The following is a 20,447-nucleotide window of genomic DNA, read 5'->3' on the forward strand; positions in this document are numbered from 1 at the left end:
CCAATGTTTTTAATCCGGCAGACGATCGAAATAGCAGCGAACAAACCTATAATTGAGCTTTGACGTAATAGTCTCCATTTTTCTCGAAACCGTTAAAATAAAGGCAAACAATCCCACATGTTTTTGCTAACATCTTTCACTTAAAGGCAAATGTTTACTTTTGCACGATGGATTTTGCTCAGACATCTGTCATCACCAAACTTCCGGTTATGGAAGCTTTTTATACGATCCAGGGAGAAGGATTTCACCAGGGGCGAGCCGCTTATTTTATTCGGCTTGCCGGTTGTAATGTCGGCTGCTTCTGGTGCGATGTAAAAGAAAGCTGGGATGTAGATAAACATCCAAAAATTGAAATAGCCGAAATTGTACGGATGGCAAGTAAAGAACCGGGCAGGCTTGCTGTAATTACAGGAGGTGAACCTTTAATGCACAACCTCGACGAACTTACCTATAGACTTCAACGTGAAGGTTTCGAAACTAATATCGAAACGTCTGGCTCGTTCCCTCTTTCCGGCAACTGGAACTGGATCTGTGTATCGCCGAAAAAATTCAGACCGCCAACTGAAGAAGCTCTCCGCCACGCAAATGAACTGAAGGTGATTATTTACAATAAAAACGACTTTGCGTGGGCTGAAAAGCACGCGGCAGAAGTAAGTGTTGATTGTAAATTATACCTGCAGCCAGAGTGGGAAAGAGCATCTATTATGACACCCTTTATAATTGACTACATAAAAGAGAATCCGCGTTGGGAATTAAGTCTTCAAATACATAAGTACATACATGTGCCTTAGATTGTAAAATAATCTGTCAATAATTTCTCCTTAATTTTTTCGTTTTAGCCGAATACTCCTTTAGTCACTTTAGAATTTAACAACCTCTCTAAACAAACTTTTGCGACCTTCATTTCTATTCGATTTGCAACTATGAAGAACATTTTATTTTTAATTTTTATTGGCATTTCTGCTCCATCTATTGCTCAGACCTACAATGCCGACAAGGTTAATAAAAAGGCTATTGATTTGTATGAAAGGGCGCTTTTAAAAGTGCAGGATGGTCAGTTAAAAGAAGCTATTCCCGGGTTAAAAAAAGCAATTGAAACAGAACCAAAATATGCTGATGCAATACTTTCTTTAGCCAGTGTGTACGGCGAGATGAAAGATTACAAAACCGCTGTTGAACAATTCGAAAAAGGCCGTGCGATAGATACAAACTACTTTCGTTTTTTTTACCTTCCTTATTCTATAAATCTGGCCGGTCTTGGCCGTTTTAGTGATGCCTTAGCTGCAATTAATCAATTTCTTAGTATTGCAGAATTAAGCGACCGCAGCAGAAAAAGCGGAGAATATCGTAAGCGCAGCTACGAGTTTGGTGTGCAATACACAAATACATATCCTGCTACCAATTATGTTTTCGCTCCTGTCAATCTCGGCGATAGCGTTAACTCGGATAAAAGTGAGTACTATCCATCTATCACCATCAACGACAGCATGTTCGTATTTACCCGAAGAGGTGCAGGATTTAGAGAAGACTTTTTTGAAAGCACAATATTGGGAAGTAGAAAATATGCAAAATCAAGACTAATAAATGGCGACATAAATCTTGAACCTTCCAAAGGAGCAATCAATATTTCGCAGGATGGAGAGTGGCTGATTTTTGCTGGCTACAACTTCCGGGGGGGCTACGGCGATTTCGACTTGTACATCTCATATTATACACCCACCGGCTGGAGTGAGCCTGAAAATCTTGGCAGAAATATCAACACCGAAAGCTGGGAAAGTGCCCCCAGCTTAAGCCCCGACAAAAGAGCGCTATACTTTAGCAGTAACCGACCCGGTGGATATGGCAATACCGACTTGTATGTAAGTTATCGTCAGCCAAACGGCCGCTGGTCTCCTGCCGTTAATATGGGTGCTAGTATCAATACCGCTGGCAAAGAGCAGGCACCTTTTATTCATGCCGACAACGCCACTTTATATTTCACTTCCGACGGGCTTCAGGGATATGGTGGAAACGACATTTTTATGTGCCGAAAAGGACCAAACAATCAATGGAGTTTGCCCGAAAACCTGGGGTTTCCTATAAATACAATTGAAGACGAAGGAAGCCTGTTTGTAGCCGCAGATGGTAAAACTGCTTTCTATGCAAGCGACAGAAGCGACAGTCGCGGTGGCCTTGACATTTATACTTTTGAACTACGGCCCAATGTACGTCCTGCAAGAACATTATACGTGCAGGGTAAGGTGTATGACATCAAAACAAAGAAGGGTTTGCCGAGTGCCGTTGAGTTGGTAGACAACCTAACACAGAAACTAGTGATGAATGTGCAAACCGATGAAACAGGTGAATACTTTATTACTTTGCCGGTAGGAAAGGATTACACCTTTACCGTTAACAGGAAAGGTTATTTGTTCTACAGCCAGCTATATCCCCTAAGTAAAAATCAGCCAGACAGCACCTATAAGAAAGACATCCCACTTCAACCTCTCGAAGTAAACGCTTCACTTATTTTAAAAAATATTTTATTCGAGTCGAAATCTGCAGAACTACAACCAATAAGCCTGATTGAAATAGACCGTCTATTACAACTGTTAACCGAGAACCCAACGCTAAGAGTTCAAATAAATGGCTATACAGACAACGTTGGTAAACCTGCCGATAACCTTAAATTGTCCGCAAACCGAGCAAAATCGGTGGTAGATTATTTAGTAGGTAAAGGAATAAATTTAACCCGGTTGACTTATAAAGGTTTTGGAGAAACCAAACCTATTGCAGACAACACAAACGAAGCGGGACGCGCCCAAAACAGGCGAACAGAATTTGTGATTATCGGGCAATAACGAGAATCTGGATGTGTATGATTTAAACGATTAAGAGGAAAATCAGGTAGATGGTTTTCCTCTTTTTTTTGTACCAGGCAGTATTACTACTATTAATCTTTTGTTGCGTCGCACTCTTGTACTTTATGTACCGTTTTTGTACACTCTAATGGCCTTATAAAATTTTAATCGTATCGGCTTTACATCTCATCTTTTAGTAAAAAAAATCAACCAGAGTTTCGCATGGCAGGGACTAAGAGCAACAAGACGACACAAACCCGCAAAGAAAAGCTCTATGAAGCCTTTACATTGGTATCAATGATGCCTATATAGGTGCCACTTGCCTTTATTATAATATTAAACCTGCTACCTGCAATACTTCAGATTATCATTACTTCTCTAATCTTAGGCGCGTATAACATAACGTAAAACCAAAAAGAAAAGCCTGGGATTTCTTTTTATAGTGGTATCCGCAGGTTAGCTTTATTGTTGAACTCCCTGTTTGCACCTCATGCCTGATAACCTGCTATTTCAGATTGCTCTTACCATGGTTCCTAATATAGGACCAGTGCAGGCCAAAATACTTTTAGAACATTTTGGTGACCCCGAAAACATTTTTAAAGCATCAAAAAAAGAGCTTGAAAACCTCGAAGGTATTGGTAGTATTAAAGCAGCCAGCATTAAGGCATTCACAGACTTTACAGGGGCAGAAAATGAGATAGAATTTATTGAAAAGTATAAGATCGAAACACTTTTTATTAATGATAAAAAGTATCCTCAAAGGTTATTGAATTGCTACGACTCGCCTACCCTGTTGTACTACCGGGGAAATGCTGATTTAAATACTTCGAGAATCATTAATATCATTGGCACAAGAAATCATACCGACTATGGCAGGCAGATAACAGAACAACTGGTAAACGAATTACAAAATCAGCAGGTATTAATTGTTAGTGGCCTCGCCTATGGAATCGATGCAGTTGCACACAAATCGGCAATACAGAATAATCTCACTACAGTTGGTGTTTTGGCTCACGGTCTCGATACAATTTACCCCTCTCAACACACAGGACTTGCGAAGCAAATGTTACTAAATGGGGGTTTATTAACTGAGTTTAGAAAAGAAACAAAACCCGACAAACACAACTTCCCTCGTCGAAACCGAATTGTTGCAGGAATGGCAGACGCAACCATCGTAATAGAAACAGCTTCTAAGGGAGGAAGTATGATAACCGCTGAATTAGCTAACGGTTACAACAGAGATGTTTTTGCATTTCCTGGTAAGATAACAGATTCTAAAAGTGCCGGCTGTAATTATCTCATTAAAAACAACAAGGCAGTTTTGCTCGAGGATAGTCAGCAGCTAATAGAAACACTGGGCTGGAGTGTGAAGAAAGCAAAACGACGAGAACAAAAAGAATTGTTTATTTCACTAACCAGTGACGAACAAATTTTGGTGGACATTCTAAAACAAAAAGAAACGATTCATATAGATGAGATTTACCTGAAAAGTGGGCTAACAAGTAGCACTGTTGCAGCTTCTATGCTCAACCTCGAATTCCAAAACGTACTCGCATCAATGCCGGGGAAGATGTATAAGCTTTTGTAAACTATTAATCTAACATTTCCAGCTTGCTGAAAGTACGGTTGGAAAGTAATCCACGCACTGTCATCTAACAACTGTCCACCATCCGTTGTCATCCCATCCTATCCCCTGCTATAATTCGGTGCTTCCTTTGTAATTACCACATCATGCACGTGGCTTTCGCGCATTCCTGCATTTGAAATTCTTACAAAACGGGCTTGCTGCAATTCTTCAATTGTTTGCGCTCCACAATATCCCATACCAGCTCGCAGCCCACCTGCAAATTGGTAGACAACTTCGTTCACCCGGCCTTTATAGGCAATCCGGCCTTCGATACCTTCAGGAACGTATTTCTTAATATCTGCTTCCACATCCTGGAAATAGCGGTCTCCGCTTCCATCTACCATTGCACCCAGAGATCCCATTCCACGATATTCTTTAAACTGTCTTCCCTCGTATATAATCGTTTCACCCGGGCTTTCTTCCGTTCCGGCAAAGATGCTTCCCATCATTACTGCGTTTGCTCCTGCCGCAAGGGCTTTAACCATATCACCGGTAAATCTGATTCCACCATCTGCAATCAATGAAACACCGGTTCCCTTAAGTGCATACGCAGCCTCCATAATTGCAGTAAGCTGAGGCACACCGATACCTGCAACAATGCGGGTGGTGCAAATAGATCCGGGCCCTATACCAACTTTTACCGCGTCAGCTCCAGCTTCAGCAAGTGCAATGGCTCCTTCGGCAGTTCCAACGTTCCCGGCTATCACCTGTAAATCTTTAAAGTTCTTCTTTAGATCTTTTAATGCGTCGATGACACCTTTGCTATGTCCATGGGCACTATCAAGTGTTACTATATCAACCGACAAGTGCTGTAAGGCTGAGGCGCGATCAAGCATATCTCTTGTAATTCCTAGTGCAGCGCCAACCATCAATCTTCCATAAGTATCTTTTCCGGCATTTGGAAAATTTCGAAGTTGTAAAATGTCGCGATATGTGATGAGCCCAACTAATCTTCCATCGTTATCAACCACAGGCAATTTTTCTACCTTATGTTGGCGAAGAATCATTTCGGCTTTCTTAAGATCTGTTCCTTCAGGGGCCACCACCAGGTTTTCCTTTGTCATCAGTTCACTCACCTTTCGCTGGTTGTTATTCTCAAATCGCAGATCGCGGTTGGTGAGTATTCCAACTAAAGTATTCGAGCCATCAACAATAGGAATTCCACCAATCTTGTTCTCCCGCATTAGTCTCAATGCATCCCCAATAGTAGCGTCAGCAGTCAGAGTAACAGGGTCAATGATCATCGCACTTTCACTTCTCTTAACCTTTCGTACTTGCTCGGCCTGCTGCTCGATACTCATGTTTTTATGCAGTATCCCGATGCCACCTTCTCTTGCCAGGGCAATAGCAAGCCTCGCTTCTGTCACCGTATCCATAGCGGCCGAAAGCATTGGAATTTTTAATTGAATGGTTTTAGTAAGCTGACTGGTAATATCTACATCACGAGGTAAAACCTGGCTAAAAGCAGGAACAAGTAAAACATCATCGAAGGTGAGACCTTCACCAAAAAATCTCGAAAGAATAACGTCGTTACTATGAGTAGTGGGATTTGTTGCCATGTGCAAAGATAGAGTCGGGACATTATACGAGACAAATAAAAGTTGCTTTGTCAAGGTGTGGGGTGTAAGGTGTAGGGCATAGGGCGTGAGAACGTTTTGCTAACCACCTTCCCTACCTTACACGTTACAGCCTACAGCCTTCCCCATCTTTAACCTGTTCTTATCCCTTTTTTGACGAACTTGCCGGCCCATAAACATTATCCTTTTTTTGAAAAAAATTTCACCTCTATTATTAAGTCTTTTATCAGGCCTGTTGCTGGTTTGTGCCTGGCCAGATGCCGGGTTCTCTCCCTTGATTTTTATTGCCTGGGTTCCGTTGTTAGTATTAGCTAATAAGGAAGAGAATAGAATTCGCTTTTTTCTCTTTGCATTGCTGAGCATGTTTATCTGGAATGCCGGAACCACGTGGTGGATATGGAATTCTACGGCTCCCGGAGCTGTTGGGGCCATCATTGCAAATAGCTTTTTAATGGCTATTCCCTTGTGGGGCTTTCATACTTTTAAAACAAAGTATGGAAACCGAATTGGTCTTTTTAGCCTTGTTGCATTGTGGCTCACCTTCGAATATGTTCACCTTAGCTGGCAATTGAGCTGGCCGTGGTTAACGTTAGGAAATGTATTTGCAAAGCATACAGATTGGATACAATGGTACGAATTTACAGGAGTGAGCGGAGGAAGCTTATGGGTTTTATTAGCGAACATAATGTTGTTTTCTGTGGCAAACAGTTCTAAAACTTCCAGGATCCCGACAATAGCAGCCGCAATCTCAGTTTTGATATTTCCTGTTTTCTTATCCTTTTTAGTCCATCCCAATAAGGCAGAAGTAAGCGCAACAACCAATGTAATTATTGTGCAGCCCAACATAGATCCATATAGCGAGAAGTTTGATGTAGCATCAACGGAAGGCCAAATTCAAAAACTAATCAATCTGTCTGAAAAAAATATAGACGTAAATACGAGGCTGGTGCTTTGGCCGGAAACTGCTTTGCCGGTTCCTGTATGGCAGGACCAATTCCAGCAAAGTGTGCAATATCAACCTGTATTTGATTTCGTGAATAGACATCCTGATATCACCTTGCAGACAGGTATTGAGACCCGTAAAAATTACGGGACTGAAAAAGCAACAAAAACCGCAAGAAAAAATGAATTGGAGGGTATTTATTACGATGCATTCAACGCTGCAGTTGTAATAAAAGCTGGGGAACCTGTAGCGTTTTACAATAAGAGCAAGTTGGTGCCAGGTGTGGAAACCTTACCTGACTTCCTGCTATGGCTTGGACCGATCTTTGAAAAATTTGGTGGAACTGCCGGAGGATATGGCCACGATAAAGAAGCAGTGGCTTTTAAGGTAAAAGGCAACCCCTACATCACCGCACCTATTATTTGTTACGAAAGCATTTATGGCGAATACATAACCAATTATGTACAAAAAGGTGCCAACCTACTTACCATAATGACAAATGATGGGTGGTGGGCAAATACTCCCGGCCACAAACAACATCTTGACTACGCAAAAATAAGAGCTGTTGAGACGAGGAAATGGATTGCCCGTAGTGCAAATACAGGCATCTCGGCAGTTATTGACAACAATGGAGATATTCTTGAAACAAGGCCGTGGGATACAGCGGCGGCTATCAAATTTGCAATTCCAGCTGTTGAGGGCGAAACATTTTTTGTTCGGAACGGAGCTTTGATTTTTGGTCTTGCCCTATTTGCAACCATAGTGTTGCTGGCTTATCATTTTATAATGATTTTGAAGAAAAGGTTTATTGGAAATAAGGTGTAATTGTTTTTGCCAGGTTAGCTCAAGCCGCTGACCTTTTTTTGCAAAGTAACTCCACCCGCTCCGGAAACTGCTTTGCCTGTTTGAGATTCCTTCGCCTTTGCCTGGCACCAAACAGGCTGATGTCTTTTATGCAAGAACTGTTATTGGTGAGCGAATATTAACGAACGACATGACAGTTGAATAATTGGTTAACTAGCACTTCGAAAAAGCTACCCCCTTTAGAATTAGCATTAAAAGATGGGCTTAGTCATTGTGATAGGGAAGTGCTGTTATAGACACAAGATAAATTACAATGGCATTTATGCTTAGCCCTTCGTCTTACTAAAAATCAGTCTAAACAAACTAATTTAGACAACCAGACGTTTATCGATAGCGAACTTATAAGATGGTTAGAAATAGCATTTCTACCTAATACAAAATAGCTAACTACCTTAAATCCTTCAGCCATTAATAGATACTTACCAATGAAACAAATAAAACTGATCATAGGATTTTCATTACTATCCCAAATTTTATTTGCGCAAAAGGTTGCGCCAAAAGCAGTTAACGAATATGCGGCAATTGACAATAAAGTGCTACAAATTCCAGACTCGCTGACTAAAACGACAGAAGGTATTGCAACATACATCACTTCAAATTTTGGCAAAGACGCTGAAAGAGCAAGAGCAATATTTATATGGGTAGCTACCCATATTGAATATGATATTGAAAACATGTTTGCAATAAATTTTTATGAACAAAAGGCAGAAAAAATTGCCAGGTCATTAAGAACCAGGAAAGGCATCTGTGAGAATTATGCGGCGCTTTTCAATGACATCTGTGCAAAAGCAGGTATAAAATCATTTGTTATAGAAGGATATACGAAACAAAACGGATTTGCCGATTATATTCCGCATGCTTGGTGCGCTGCGTTGGTAGACAACTCTTGGTTGATGTTTGATCCGACGTGGGGTTCGGGTTATGTGAACAATGGAAAGTTTTTCAAGAAGATCAATAATAGTTATTTTAAAGCTTTGCCATCGTCTCTAATTAAGTCCCACATGCCTTTTGACTATCTATGGCAATTTCTTAACTACCCCGTTACCAACCAGGAGTTCTACGAGGGTAAAACCGAACAAAATAAAACAAAACCGGTTTTTGATTTTGTTGCCTCTATTCAAACTTATGAAAAGCAAAATCATATTGAACAATTGATCGCTTCTTCATTCCGTGTTCAACAAAATGGTATAAAAAATTCTTTGATTTTTGACCGCTTACAACATCTGAAACTGGAGATTGAAAATTACAAGCAGACGCAAAGCACGGGTTTGTATAACGCCGCAGTGCAACATTATAATGAAGGAATAAATCACTTTAACGTATTTATACAATATAGAAACACGCGGTTTAGTTCTAAGAAGACTGATGCGGAAATTGAAAGTATGATTGATACAACTTGGTTGACACTTAGTAAGGCTAAAACAAATTTAAGTAAGATAAAAGAACCCGATGCAAATACAACATTACTGATAGCTCAACTTAATAAATCAATTGATGACGTCATAATTCATGTAAAAGAACAGCAGGAATGGCTGAAATTATATTTTAGCAAAGGAAAGTTAGCACGGAAATCAATGTTCTATAAATACACCTGGTTTGGAATACCGGTGAACTAAATAAGATGCAGTATCTGCCGAATAAAGCTGAAAAAGTAAAAGTGAGTGACACAACGATGCTGATAGATGTTATTGTGTTTGTTACAAAAAAAGTCTTTAAAAAGATGATTGCCTACTCACTTGTTCCCGCGTAAATAATAAGACTTAAGCCTACTACAAAAAACAGAAACATTGCTGTAATTAGTCGGTCTATGCCTTTTGGAGCATTTTTAAATTCTTTCCAGATAAAGACACCCCACAGCGCTGCTATCATTGTTGCGCCCTGGCCTAGCCCATAAGAAATAGCTGGACCTGCTTTGCCTGCTGCAATAAGGTTTAAGGAATTGCCCAACCCCCAAATCAGTCCGCCAAGAATGCCTACCATGTGTACCGACAGCTTTCCCTTAAAATAATCGGCATAACTAACAGGGGTTCCCTCGAAAGGTTTTTTCATGAGGATTGTATTGAAAATAAAATTGCTTAAGAGGATGCCGATAGAAAAAACAAATACGGCGGTGTAAGGAGTCATTTTGCCCGCTGCAGGTTGCTGAAAATTTTCGAGGTCCATTGCAGCCGCAATAAAGCGATAGAAAAATGACATAAGCAGTCCGGCCGCTAACGACAAAAGCAAGCCCTTTGATGAAACTTTTTGCGCCGCCTGGTTTGTTTTTTTATATGCCAGTGCATTTACAATAATCGCCGCCAGAACAAACACCACACCTAAAAACAAAACATACGGATTTCCTTTTTCGGCACCAACATAATTGACAATTACCCCCAGTATTAAAGCAAGGCCAATACCAACCGGAAAAGCAACCGCCATACCCGCAATAGCAATGGCTGCTGACAACAAAATATTGGCAGCATTAAAGACGATGCCGCCAATAAGTGCACTAATGATATTGGAGGAATCTGACTGTGATAAATCAGCAAGAAAACTGCGGCCTTCGCTGCCATTGCTGCCAAGTGTAAGGGCTGAAAGAATTGAAAACAATACTATACCGATGACATAGTCCCAATAAAATAATTCGAACCTCCAGCTTTTGCCCGCGAGCTTTTGTGTATTGGCCCAGGAGCCCCAGCAAAGCATGGTAATAAAGCAAAAGACAATAGCGGTAAAATAACTATCAACGATAAACATAAGCGTGGTTTCGGCGTGAGGAATTATGGCAGGTGCGTGGTTTCTTTTTTACTAAAGCGGTTTTGCATTAAACGATTTTGCAGCCTTTTCCATTTCCTTTAATCCGTTTACCGGTTGATCAGAATAAACAATAACTTCTCCTGCATTAATCTTTTGTGTGGATGAGGGATTTAAAATTTTAAGACGAACGGAATGCTTGCCTTTTGGCAGTTGATAATTCCAGGCAAGTTCATGACGGCGGGTAGTAAAGCTGACCGGCAATTGTATTGTCTCGGTCTTTTTATCGTCAATATACAATTCGGTATTAAAAATATAGTTGGCATTATCGCCCTGTGCATTCCCTCTTAGAACAAACCCTGTTCCATCAAAATCGAATGTAACTTCATCCTTATTTGTTGACCAGTTAACGGCAATTTTATTAACCGGATATACTCCATCAAAACTTTTTTCATATTGTACCGGCAACGGTTGTTGCTGTTTTATGGTGATTTGGTTGCCGTTAATTTCCCCCCCGTTCTTTTCAATGTTTGCCATTGCATGCTTTAATCCTATGTCATAAACAGTGTTTAAAGACATGGTGGTATATTTAAAATCGATACCCTCGGCTTCCTTTAAACCTTGTTTCCAATAGGGAGGAATTTTATCATACCCTAAAATGGTCCCTAATATTCCACCTGCGCTTGAAGGATTGCAATCTGCATCCTGGCCGCATCGCGTGGATATATCCAGCGTTTTGGTAAAATCGCCACCACCGTATAAAAGACCTATGGCAACGTAAGCTGCGTTCACTTTTGCATCAATGTTAAAAGGCAGAAAAACACCATCGGGGCAACCAATATCATCAGCCCATTTTCGCTGCACTTCCAGCCACGTTTGTTTCCAGTCATCAGGATATTTCTGGTGCCATTGTATCACATCATTAATACATTGGTAAAACTCACTTTGCCGCGGGATAGTTTTCAATCCTTCTTTTACAATGGATGGGATATTGTTTGAAGTAAAAGCCAAAGCATACATAGCACCTATATAAACACCTCCATACCATCCGTCGCCATAGTTCATAATATGACCAATTTTATCACTGATTTTGGATGCCGTATTGGGCATACCAGGACTCATCAAACCGGCGAAGTCAGCTTCAATCTGGTAGTCGATACAATCAGCGTGAGGATTATTTTTCCAATGGCCCGAAAGGGGTGCTTTTGTGCCTTTTAAAATGTTGTAACGACCGGCCTGGTTTGCATGCCACAGCATATACCCGGCTTTAGCATAAGCACTGGCAAACGAATCAAGCGGAGCGTCGAGCCCATATTTTTCAAAGACGTCTACAAAAGTCAAATCCATATACAAGTCGTCGTATAAGCCCGGCCCTTCCAACATCGTCTTTTTCAGGTAGCCGTTATACCAAAGCAACGGCTGGTAGTCCCCGATAAAAGTTCCCTGGAAACGGAACTCGTACGGCCCGCCGAAAGTTACCCCGATCGTCTGCCCGGCCCAGCCTCCTTTAATTTTATCATGCAACTGTTGTTTCGTAAAAGTTACTTGTTGAGCATTAAGAGAAGCAGAAAGAACAAACAGGTAAAGGCAGGTAAGAAATCTTTTCATATGTTAAGGGGGTGATGTAGGGTTATTAACTTAAAAATTGAAATGTTCAATAATCAAACTTACCATTTCAATTTCTGATGAAAGAAAAGGGTTTAAATATTGAGCATTGATTATTGAAAATTGAAAATTGATTATTGAAAATTGAGCGGTGAATATTAAGAAAAGCCGGTAAACTAAACGGCTTCTAAAGCAGCGAGACCTTTATGCTGCAAACCCTGAAATGCCGCCACCTCCTCCCGCGATGGTGCTGATGCCTGTGCACCTAATTTTGTTACAGATAATGCTGCGGCATGACAGGCAAAAGCTGTTGCTTCCTGCAACGATTGGTTTTCTGATAACGCTACTGCAAGTGCCCCGCAAAATACATCACCCGCTGCCGTCGTATCTATCGCCTCAACTACCGGCGCACTTACTAATTCTTCTATCTTGCTTGTACAAATAAAAGCCCCTTTTGCTCCTAGAGTAATAATCACTGTTTCCACCCCTCTCGCCATAATGCGATGTGCTGCCTGCGTTGCAGAGACCAGGTCAGTTATCGCGATTCCTGAAAGCATTTCTGCTTCTTTTTCGTTTGGAGTTATTATTGAAATCTTCTCAAATAAAGCCGCTGGCAATTCGCAGGCAGGTGCAGGGTTTAGGATTACCGGAACATTATGAGATTTTGCCAAATCTGCAACCCACGCTACCGTTTCAAGAGGTATTTCCAATTGCATAATAATTGCAGCAGCAACAGAGATTTCGTTAGAAGCATTTTTCAAATCAGCCGGACTTAAAGTGGCATTGGCGCCCGAAGCAACTACAATTGTATTTTCAGCCTTTTTATCAAGCGTAATCAAAGCAACTCCCGATGGATTTACAGGATCAACAACCATTAGGTGAGTGTTGATACCCTCGTTTTTAAACAATTGCAATGACTGCTTACCAAAAACATCATCCCCGGTTTTAGCAATAAAAGTTACATTTCCTCCAAGGCGTTGAGCGGCTACTGCCTGGTTGGCTCCCTTCCCGCCAGGGTTCAAAAAAAAGTCACCTCCTAAAATGGTTTCTCCGGGTGCAGGAAGATGATTGGCCTTAATCACCATATCAGTATTCGTACTGCCTACAACAACAATAGATGGCTTCATTATAAATCGTTAGTAATTGAAATTAATTCTAATGATAATGAAATATTGGCAAACAGCAATCATTAAGTAAAAGACCACAGCGCGGCACTACAAGACGTAACTGATATTTCTGGTCCAGCTTCTGTTTTTCATACAATCATTGTTGCGTCGCACCCTTGTACATTTCACCTAAATCTGAGTAGATGGTATATTTAAAAGTGAGCAGTTTTTTTAAGAAGGATTCTTACAACTAAAATAAAAACGTCTATCCCTAATTCGCCGATTATCGAAACACAAATGCTTATAAGAAAACCAGCCGAAATGGTTTTTCAAGCGTTAACTGACCCGGCAATAACAACCAATTTTTAGTTCACCAAAGCAAGTGAAAAAACAGAGGTTGGATAAACAGTAATATGGGAAGGAGGAAATGTATGGAAGGTTAGCAAAAGTGCCCGTAAAGCAAATTGTAAAAAATGAGAAAGTAATAATTGAAATTTCTCTGCCGCAAATGATGTATACATAGGTTTCGGAAAGGAAGGACTTGCTCCACGTGACATCTATGTACACATGCACGAGAAATAGTTGAAAAAACGCTATAATCTCAAATGAAAATTTTCCCGGCTAAACCAACTCCAGACGGAAAGAGTACCCTTCATAATTACGCATCTGCAGAATTACGGAACCACAAAGAACAATTACCTTATGGAACGGTTTTTTATTTTATTCTCATATTAATACAAAGACTTACTAAAGAATAAAATAAGATATTATGGTACAAACTAATCAAATAGGACTGCATCCTTTAAAAGCAAAAGACCTTGCTGACAAATTAAATATCCTGCTCGCAAACTACCAGCTCTTCTACATTAATGCAAGAGGTTTTCATTGGAACATAGCAGGAGAGAAATTTTTTGAACTACACGCCAAGTTTGAAGAAATATACACGGATGCACTTATAAAAATAGACGAAATCGCAGAGCGTATTTTAACGCTGGGACATACGCCCATACATTCTTTTACTGAGTATGTAAGTACCTCTTCAATTGCCGAAGTGATGAATGTTTCTGAAGGCAAAACCGCGTTGCAACACGTCCTTTCAGGACTGCAAACGTTGTTGTCGAATGAGAGAGAGTTGCTACAAATTTCGCAGGGTGCAAACGACGAAGGAACCAGTGCTTTGGTAAGTGACTACATCCGGCAGCAAGAAAAATTGGTGTGGATGTTTTCTGCTTTTTTAAAATAATGCAGTAACAGTAAGTAGGAATTAATCTGCTATAAATAAGAAGGGATGTAAAAAGCAGCTTTAGCTTTTTCAACATCCCTTTATTTGTAGCGAAAAACTTATTATAGTTACCCGGTAACTAGCTTAAAAAATTATCACTTTCCCTATAAGCTGCTATTAGTTTCGCCTCGCCTTCTTTACCTGGCTGAGAGTTTCCATGCTCCATACCCAACACGCCGCGGTAACCTTTTGCGTGGATGTGCTTAAATATATTTTTATAATTCATCTCCCCCGTGGTTGGTTCTTTACGGCCGGGATTATCCCCCACTTGCAGGTACGCAATCTCGCTCCATGCTTTATCCATATTGTTTATAATGTTGCCTTCATTTTTTTGCATATGATACATATCAAAAAGAACTTTGCACGAAGGGCTTCCGACACCTTTGCAGATCATGTATGTCTGATCAGAAAATCTTAAGAAAAGGTTCGGTGTATCACTTAACGGCTCCAGCACCATTATAATATTTTCCTTCTCAAGAATTTCTGCACCTCTCTTTAAAGCCTCAATCACATTACCGGTTTGTATACCCATTGTTAGGTTTCTTTCAAAATCACCTGGTACAACGGTTGTAAGTTTGCCATTAACTCTTTTTGCAACTTCTACCGCATCACGGCAACCTTTTAAAAATATTTCAACATTTTCCGGTTTTCCTGCTGCCAGCGTATTGGCTCCATTACCACCTTTATTCAACACGAATACGCCCATTTGCATACCTAGCTTTGCCAAAGTATCTCCAATCTTCTTTTGCATTTCAGGTGTTCTCCCAGGCAATCCATTATCTTCAATTGACCGAAAACCCATATCGTAGCCATATTTTATCTGGTCAATGAAATCGGGTCCTGCTGCATTCTTAAACATGCCATCATGAAATCCATAATTCAGGTTAAATGGCTTATCAGCAACTGTATTACTATTAAAATTGCTGCCTTCTTTTCCGGCAAAAACATTTGCGGCTGTAAACAAAGAGGCTCCTGCTGTTAATATTGATTGGCCAAGAAATCGTCGTCGTTGCATAAGAATTTTAGTTTAAGAAAATAAATTTAGTTTTAAACTCTAAAGAAAAACAATATTGAAGCAGTTTTTATTTTTATTAATAGCACTCATTCAATTTACTAGTTCGCGTGCCCAAGCACAGGAGAAAAGATTTTCCTTCACCAGAGAAAAAATGGCTTCGCCCTTCAGCATCATCTTCTTTCATAGTGACTCATCCGCTTCGAACCTTATAGCAAATCAATGCTTCAAGCTTGCAGATTCTTTTATCAATATATACAGCGACTATATAGAAAGCAGCGAGTTAAACCAATTGAGTCTAAGTTCAGGCTCAGGAAGGTTTGTACCAGTATCGCCCGCTTTGATTGATATTATAAAAGAGTCTGAAAAAGCTTACATCTTAACCAAAGGAGCATTTGATATTACAATGGGACCGGTAATAAGATTGTGGCGAAAGGCAAGAAAAGAAAAGCAATTTCCTGAAGCATCAGCTATAGCTGCAAAAATGAAAAGTGTTGGTTTCGATAAAGTAAAAATAGATACCGTAACAAACTCAATCAAACTTACTGCAAAAGACATGCAGCTTGATCTTGGAGGGATTGCACAAGGATACATTGCGCAAAAGGTACTGGAAAGATTATACAGCAACAACATTCGTAAGGCCTTAATTAATGTGAGCGGAGACATTGCAGCAGGAGAGGCCCCGCCCTTAAAGAGAGGTTGGACAATTGGAGTAAACCTACCTGAAAGCGAAGAATTACAAATAAACAAACTAGTGCTTAGCAACCGTTCTGTTTCAACCTCGGGCGATATGTACCAGTTCATAGAACATGAAGGAAAAAAATTTTCACATATTATTGATCCTAAGTCAGGCTACGGTATTACCAGCATGAAGAACGTAACAGTTATCGCAAACGACGCAACTACTGCTGATTGGTTAGCAACAGCTTGTAGTATTATGCCAATAAAAAAAGCAAAACGTCTCGCTAAGAAATTACGCGCTGAAGTATTGATAGCAGAGTTAAAAAATGGAGTAATTGTTCAGTCGAGCACAAAAAAGTTTAGTTATTTTTATAATTTAAATACGGGAAATTGATTAATTTTCAACTTCATTCGGTTTTTTTAAACTTTTCTGTGTGAATAAGATTGCTCTATTTGTTCTGGCTGAATGTTTTTATTTTTTTTCCTCTGCCCAAAATATTAATCAGGATTTTAAGCCCTATGACCAACCCCTTCCGGGATCAGCTTTGGTTACAAAATTCGTCGCTATTCCTGCGGGCAGCTTTATGATTGGAAGTAATAGCAGTGAAAACGGTCGTGGTGCAGACGAGGGACCACAGAAAAAAGTAAATGTTTCTGCGTTTTGGATGGGTGCAAATGAAGTTACCCGTGATGAATTTGATGTATTTTATAAAGATGAAACATTAAGCCAAAACGATGATGTAGATGCTATAACAAGGCCAAGTCAGCAATATATTGATTTAACCTGGGGTATGGGAAAAGAAGGCGGTTTTCCTTTTAACAGTATGTCGCAATTTGCTGCCTTGATGTACTGTAAATGGTTATATAAAAAGACCGGGATTTTTTACCGGTTACCAACCGAGGCCGAATGGGAATACGCTTGTAAAGCTGGAACCAATACAACTTATTTTTTTGGTAACGATGCATCGCAGTTAGGTGATTACGGCTGGTTTGAGACTAACAGTGAAGGGAAGTATCATAAAACAGGTCAAAAGAAACCTAACCCGTGGGGATTGTACGATATCGTTGGAAATGTTTCTGAATGGACCCTAGATCACTACGATGAGAAATCGTTTCAAAAACTAGCAGATAATGCTACTGATCCGGTAAATCATAATAGCGAGATGTACCCGAAAGTTGTAAAAGGTGGTGGATACGACAGTAACGCAAAGTTATTAAGAAGCGCCGCACGCATTGCATCAGACCCTGAATGGAACAAGAGAGACCCGCAAATTCCTCAAAGTAAATGGTGGTTTACAGATGCACCGTCAGTTGGTTTCAGAATTGTACGGCCTGTGAAACAACCAACAACGAAAGAGGCTGACGATTTTTTTAAATTGTATCTTGGTATCTAAATTTTCATCTATAAATCTATTCAAATGACTAACGATTACCTGAAGAAGTTTGCCAACAGCCGCAGGGAATTTGTGCGACAAACCTCTTTACTTGCCGGCGGCCTTATTGCCGCACCGTTACTATCAAAAGCAAACTATTTCTCCGGCGCTGACGATGCTATTAAAGTTGTCTTAATTGGTTGCGGTGGCCGCGGCACAGGTGCAGCTATGCAAGCTTTATCAACTACCCAAAACGTGAAGTTGGTGGCTATGGCCGATGCTTTTCAGGATAACGTAGAAAAGTGCTATGCATCTCTTACCAAAGAAAGTACTTCAACCTCTTCAAGAGCGCCGAAAAATGTAAAAAGCAAAGTAGACGTACCTGCTGAAAGAAGATTTTTTGGTTTTGATGCTTATATGAAAGCTATTCCCCTGGCTGATGTTGTCATTCTGGCAACTCCTCCAGGCTTTAGACCCATACATTTCGAAGAAGCGATTAAGCAAAATAAACACGTGTTCATGGAGAAGCCGGTAGCTACAGATCCCGCCGGCATTCAAAAGGTATTGGCAACTGCTGCACTTGCAAAGCAAAGAAAATTAAACGTGGTAGTAGGTCTTCAGCGGCACTACCAAAACTCTTATAGGGAATTATTTAAAAGAAAAGATCAGATCGGAGACATTTCGTCTGCACAAGCCTGGTGGAATAATGACGGTGTTTGGGTTCGTCCACGCAAACCAGGTCAGACCGAAATGGAATACCAAATGCGCAACTGGTACTATTTTAACTGGCTTTGTGGCGATCATATCAATGAGCAGCATATTCACAACCTTGATGTCATCAATTGGTTTAAAGAAAGCTACCCCGTAAGTGCCCAAGGTATGGGTGGAAGACAAGTTAGAAAGGGAAAAGATCATGGTGAAATCTTTGATCATCACTATGTTGAGTTTACTTATGCTGACGGTTCTGTTTTAAACAGTCAATGCCGCCACATACCCGGTACTATGAGTAAGGTAGATGAACTGCTAATAGGTACGAAAGGTAAAATTCAATGTGGTGCAGCTAATATCGTAGACCACAAGGGAAAAGTGCTGTACCAATTTGACAAGAAGACTGAAAATCAGCCTTACCAGGCAGAGCACGATGAATTATTTGCTGCTATAGCAAAAGGCGAATACAAATTTGCGGATGCAGAAAATGGAGCAAGAAGCACCATGACTTCTATCTTGGGTCGTATGGCTACTTATAGCGGTCAGGTGGTTCAGTGGGACAAAGCAATTAATTCAGGTCTCGACATCCATCCAAAAGTGTATTCTTTTGATGCACCTCCGCCCGTAGTTCCAAATGAAGATGGTTATTATACCGTTGCCATTCCCGGAAAGACAACGTATGCTTAGTAGCTAATTACATTTTAATATTAAATACAAAAGGTGAAACATGCAGTTTCACCTTTTGTATTTAATATTAATGCTACTTTCCTTAAAATAAGTGTTGTTTTATTGCCCAGGCAACATTACTCTATTGAGCTTAGGTTGCGTCGCACACTTGTACGGCATACCATTCTACTACTACACAACTCTCAGATACCGCTTATTTAAGTTCTTTAGTCTACTTTTATTCGAACTCAAATGCAGGCATTCCTCTAAACCCACAATCTCTTATTACAAATAAAGATCCAGCAAGAGGCTCTTTTTGAAGCTGCTCGTTGGTAAGACGAATGCTTGCGGAAGTAATATAAAGATCGTCAAAGTTCTCACCTCCAAAAGTGCAGGAGGTTACTTGCGAAACAGGCAAATCTATTTGCAAAATTCTCTTACCAGTGTTAGGGTCCCAACGAGCCACCTTCCATCCACCCCAATGTGCAATCCACAACATTCCCTCGGTATCAATAGTCATCCCATCAGGAAAGCCTTCACTTACATCCATATTTATAACAACTCTTCTGTCAGAAATTGCTCCGGTATTGTTATCATAATTGTAAGCTACCACTTGTAAGGTGGGCGAATCAATGAAGTAAAACGTTCTTTGATCAAGGCTCCAAGCCATGCCATTGGATATGCTTACGTTCTCAATCTTTTTATCAACAGTCAGATCGGAGTGCAATGTATAGACCGAACCTCCAGGGTGATCTTCTGTTAATGGAAGCGTTCCTGCCCAAAACCTTCCCATCGGGTCACACTTTCCGTCGTTGAAGCGATTACCAGCAATGTGTTGTTCAGGATCGATTATATTTTCTATTGCTTCATTTTCCAAATCAATAAATGAGAAACCGTTTTCTGTAACTGCGATCAATCTTTGGCCGCTAAGAGCAATAGCACCTACCATTTCGCCGACTGAAAAAGTTTTGAAACTATTGGTTGCAGCGGTGAACTGGTGAATATGTCCTTCGGATATATCGAGCCATAAAATCCGATTACGCTTTTGGTCCCACACCGGACCTTCGCCCAAAATACATTGATGATTAACAACTGTTTCAATATGTATACTATCCATTTATTAATGCCATTTTAATGCTAAGCCAAAATGTTTTATGTTCTATAATCTCCTGATTAATTGTGAAAAAAAAATTCAAATGCAGGACGATAATTTTCAGGTGTTTTTGGGGTCGGGTAAAAAAAAATGTACAAGTGAGTGACACAACAATGTCGATTGAAAGACAACTGCTTGAAACAAAAAGACTGAGAGTACTGTTTTAATTAAAAAAATCTTACAGGCGATGTTAACATGCACCTGTAAGACTTTTATTTTTCGTGACTCAGAATTTATACTCCTCCCAGGGTCCAACCCTGGCGGTACTCACGTTTTACAT

The 20,447-nt window shown here is 40.3% G+C and carries 15 protein-coding genes; 9 read left to right on the forward strand and 6 right to left on the reverse strand.

The genetic code is table 11. From position 1 onward, the window contains the following. Nucleotides 1-167: 167 nt before the first annotated feature. The 3 genes from JWR87_RS01185 to dprA all read left to right on the forward strand — a co-directional run bounded on the left by JWR87_RS01185 (nt 168) and on the right by dprA (nt 4,425). A complete protein-coding gene (locus JWR87_RS01185; protein ID WP_297814724.1) occupies nt 168-791 on the forward strand; it encodes a 7-carboxy-7-deazaguanine synthase QueE in 624 nt (207 codons plus the stop codon). Between the two features lie 132 nt (nt 792-923). Further along, on the forward strand, nt 924-2,837 hold the full coding sequence (locus JWR87_RS01190) for an OmpA family protein (RefSeq protein ID WP_297814725.1): 1,914 nt from the start codon (nt 924-926) through the stop codon (nt 2,835-2,837). Between the two features lie 490 nt (nt 2,838-3,327). Continuing rightward, a complete protein-coding gene (dprA, locus tag JWR87_RS01195) occupies nt 3,328-4,425 on the forward strand; it encodes a DNA-processing protein DprA (RefSeq protein WP_297814726.1) in 1,098 nt (365 codons plus the stop codon). A 98-nt stretch (nt 4,426-4,523) separates the two neighbouring features. Here dprA and guaB read toward each other — a convergent pair whose 3' ends face one another. Next, nucleotides 4,524-6,023, reverse strand: coding sequence for an IMP dehydrogenase (guaB, locus tag JWR87_RS01200; RefSeq protein ID WP_297814727.1), 1,500 nt, complete (start codon nt 6,021-6,023; stop codon nt 4,524-4,526). Nucleotides 6,024-6,231: 208 nt separating this feature from the next. Between guaB and lnt the strand changes: the two genes are divergently transcribed. Both lnt and JWR87_RS01210 read left to right on the forward strand, forming a co-directional pair. Then, on the forward strand, nt 6,232-7,809 hold the full coding sequence (gene lnt, locus JWR87_RS01205; protein WP_297814728.1) for an apolipoprotein N-acyltransferase: 1,578 nt from the start codon (nt 6,232-6,234) through the stop codon (nt 7,807-7,809). 464 nt (nt 7,810-8,273) lie between these two features. Then, complete coding sequence (locus JWR87_RS01210; RefSeq protein WP_297814729.1) at nt 8,274-9,464, forward strand: transglutaminase domain-containing protein; 1,191 nt, start codon at nt 8,274-8,276, stop codon at nt 9,462-9,464. 112 nt (nt 9,465-9,576) lie between these two features. Here JWR87_RS01210 and JWR87_RS01215 read toward each other — a convergent pair whose 3' ends face one another. From JWR87_RS01215 to rbsK, 3 genes are all read right to left on the reverse strand, one after another. Further along, entirely contained in the window at nt 9,577-10,584 is a 1,008-nt protein-coding gene (locus JWR87_RS01215; protein ID WP_297814730.1) for a GRP family sugar transporter, read from the reverse strand. Between the two features lie 51 nt (nt 10,585-10,635). Continuing rightward, the gene (locus JWR87_RS01220; protein WP_297814731.1) at nt 10,636-12,189 is read right to left on the reverse strand and encodes an ADP-ribosylglycohydrolase family protein; all 1,554 of its coding nucleotides are present in this window, start codon (nt 12,187-12,189) and stop codon (nt 10,636-10,638) included. Nucleotides 12,190-12,362: 173 nt separating this feature from the next. Beyond that, on the reverse strand, nt 12,363-13,313 hold the full coding sequence (gene rbsK / locus JWR87_RS01225; protein WP_297814732.1) for a ribokinase: 951 nt from the start codon (nt 13,311-13,313) through the stop codon (nt 12,363-12,365). 748 nt (nt 13,314-14,061) lie between these two features. Here rbsK and JWR87_RS01230 point away from each other — a divergent pair. Then, nucleotides 14,062-14,535 (forward strand): Dps family protein, encoded by a 474-nt coding sequence (locus JWR87_RS01230; RefSeq protein WP_297814733.1) that lies wholly within the window; start codon nt 14,062-14,064, stop codon nt 14,533-14,535. Between the two features lie 118 nt (nt 14,536-14,653). Here JWR87_RS01230 and JWR87_RS01235 read toward each other — a convergent pair whose 3' ends face one another. Further along, nucleotides 14,654-15,589, reverse strand: coding sequence for a TIM barrel protein (locus JWR87_RS01235; RefSeq protein WP_297814734.1), 936 nt, complete (start codon nt 15,587-15,589; stop codon nt 14,654-14,656). A 151-nt stretch (nt 15,590-15,740) separates the two neighbouring features. Here JWR87_RS01235 and JWR87_RS01240 point away from each other — a divergent pair, with 151 nt between their 5' ends. The 3 genes from JWR87_RS01240 to JWR87_RS01250 are packed head-to-tail and all read left to right on the forward strand — an operon-like array spanning nt 15,741 to nt 19,035. Then, entirely contained in the window at nt 15,741-16,661 is a 921-nt protein-coding gene (locus JWR87_RS01240) for an FAD:protein FMN transferase (RefSeq protein ID WP_297814735.1), read from the forward strand. A gap of 40 nt (nt 16,662-16,701) precedes the next feature. Next, nucleotides 16,702-17,661, forward strand: coding sequence for a formylglycine-generating enzyme family protein (locus JWR87_RS01245; RefSeq protein ID WP_297814736.1), 960 nt, complete (start codon nt 16,702-16,704; stop codon nt 17,659-17,661). Between the two features lie 24 nt (nt 17,662-17,685). Next, nucleotides 17,686-19,035 carry a Gfo/Idh/MocA family oxidoreductase gene (locus JWR87_RS01250; protein WP_297814737.1) on the forward strand — a complete coding sequence of 450 codons (1,350 nt, stop codon included), beginning with the start codon at nt 17,686-17,688 and terminating at the stop codon, nt 19,033-19,035. Between the two features lie 217 nt (nt 19,036-19,252). Here JWR87_RS01250 and JWR87_RS01255 read toward each other — a convergent pair whose 3' ends face one another. Next, the gene (locus tag JWR87_RS01255; protein ID WP_297814738.1) at nt 19,253-20,131 is read right to left on the reverse strand and encodes an SMP-30/gluconolactonase/LRE family protein; all 879 of its coding nucleotides are present in this window, start codon (nt 20,129-20,131) and stop codon (nt 19,253-19,255) included. Between the last annotated feature and the right edge of the window lie 316 nt (nt 20,132-20,447).

Origin of the sequence: Segetibacter sp. (assembly GCF_025963695.1) — a bacterium.
Lineage (GTDB): Bacteria > Bacteroidota > Bacteroidia > Chitinophagales > Chitinophagaceae > Segetibacter.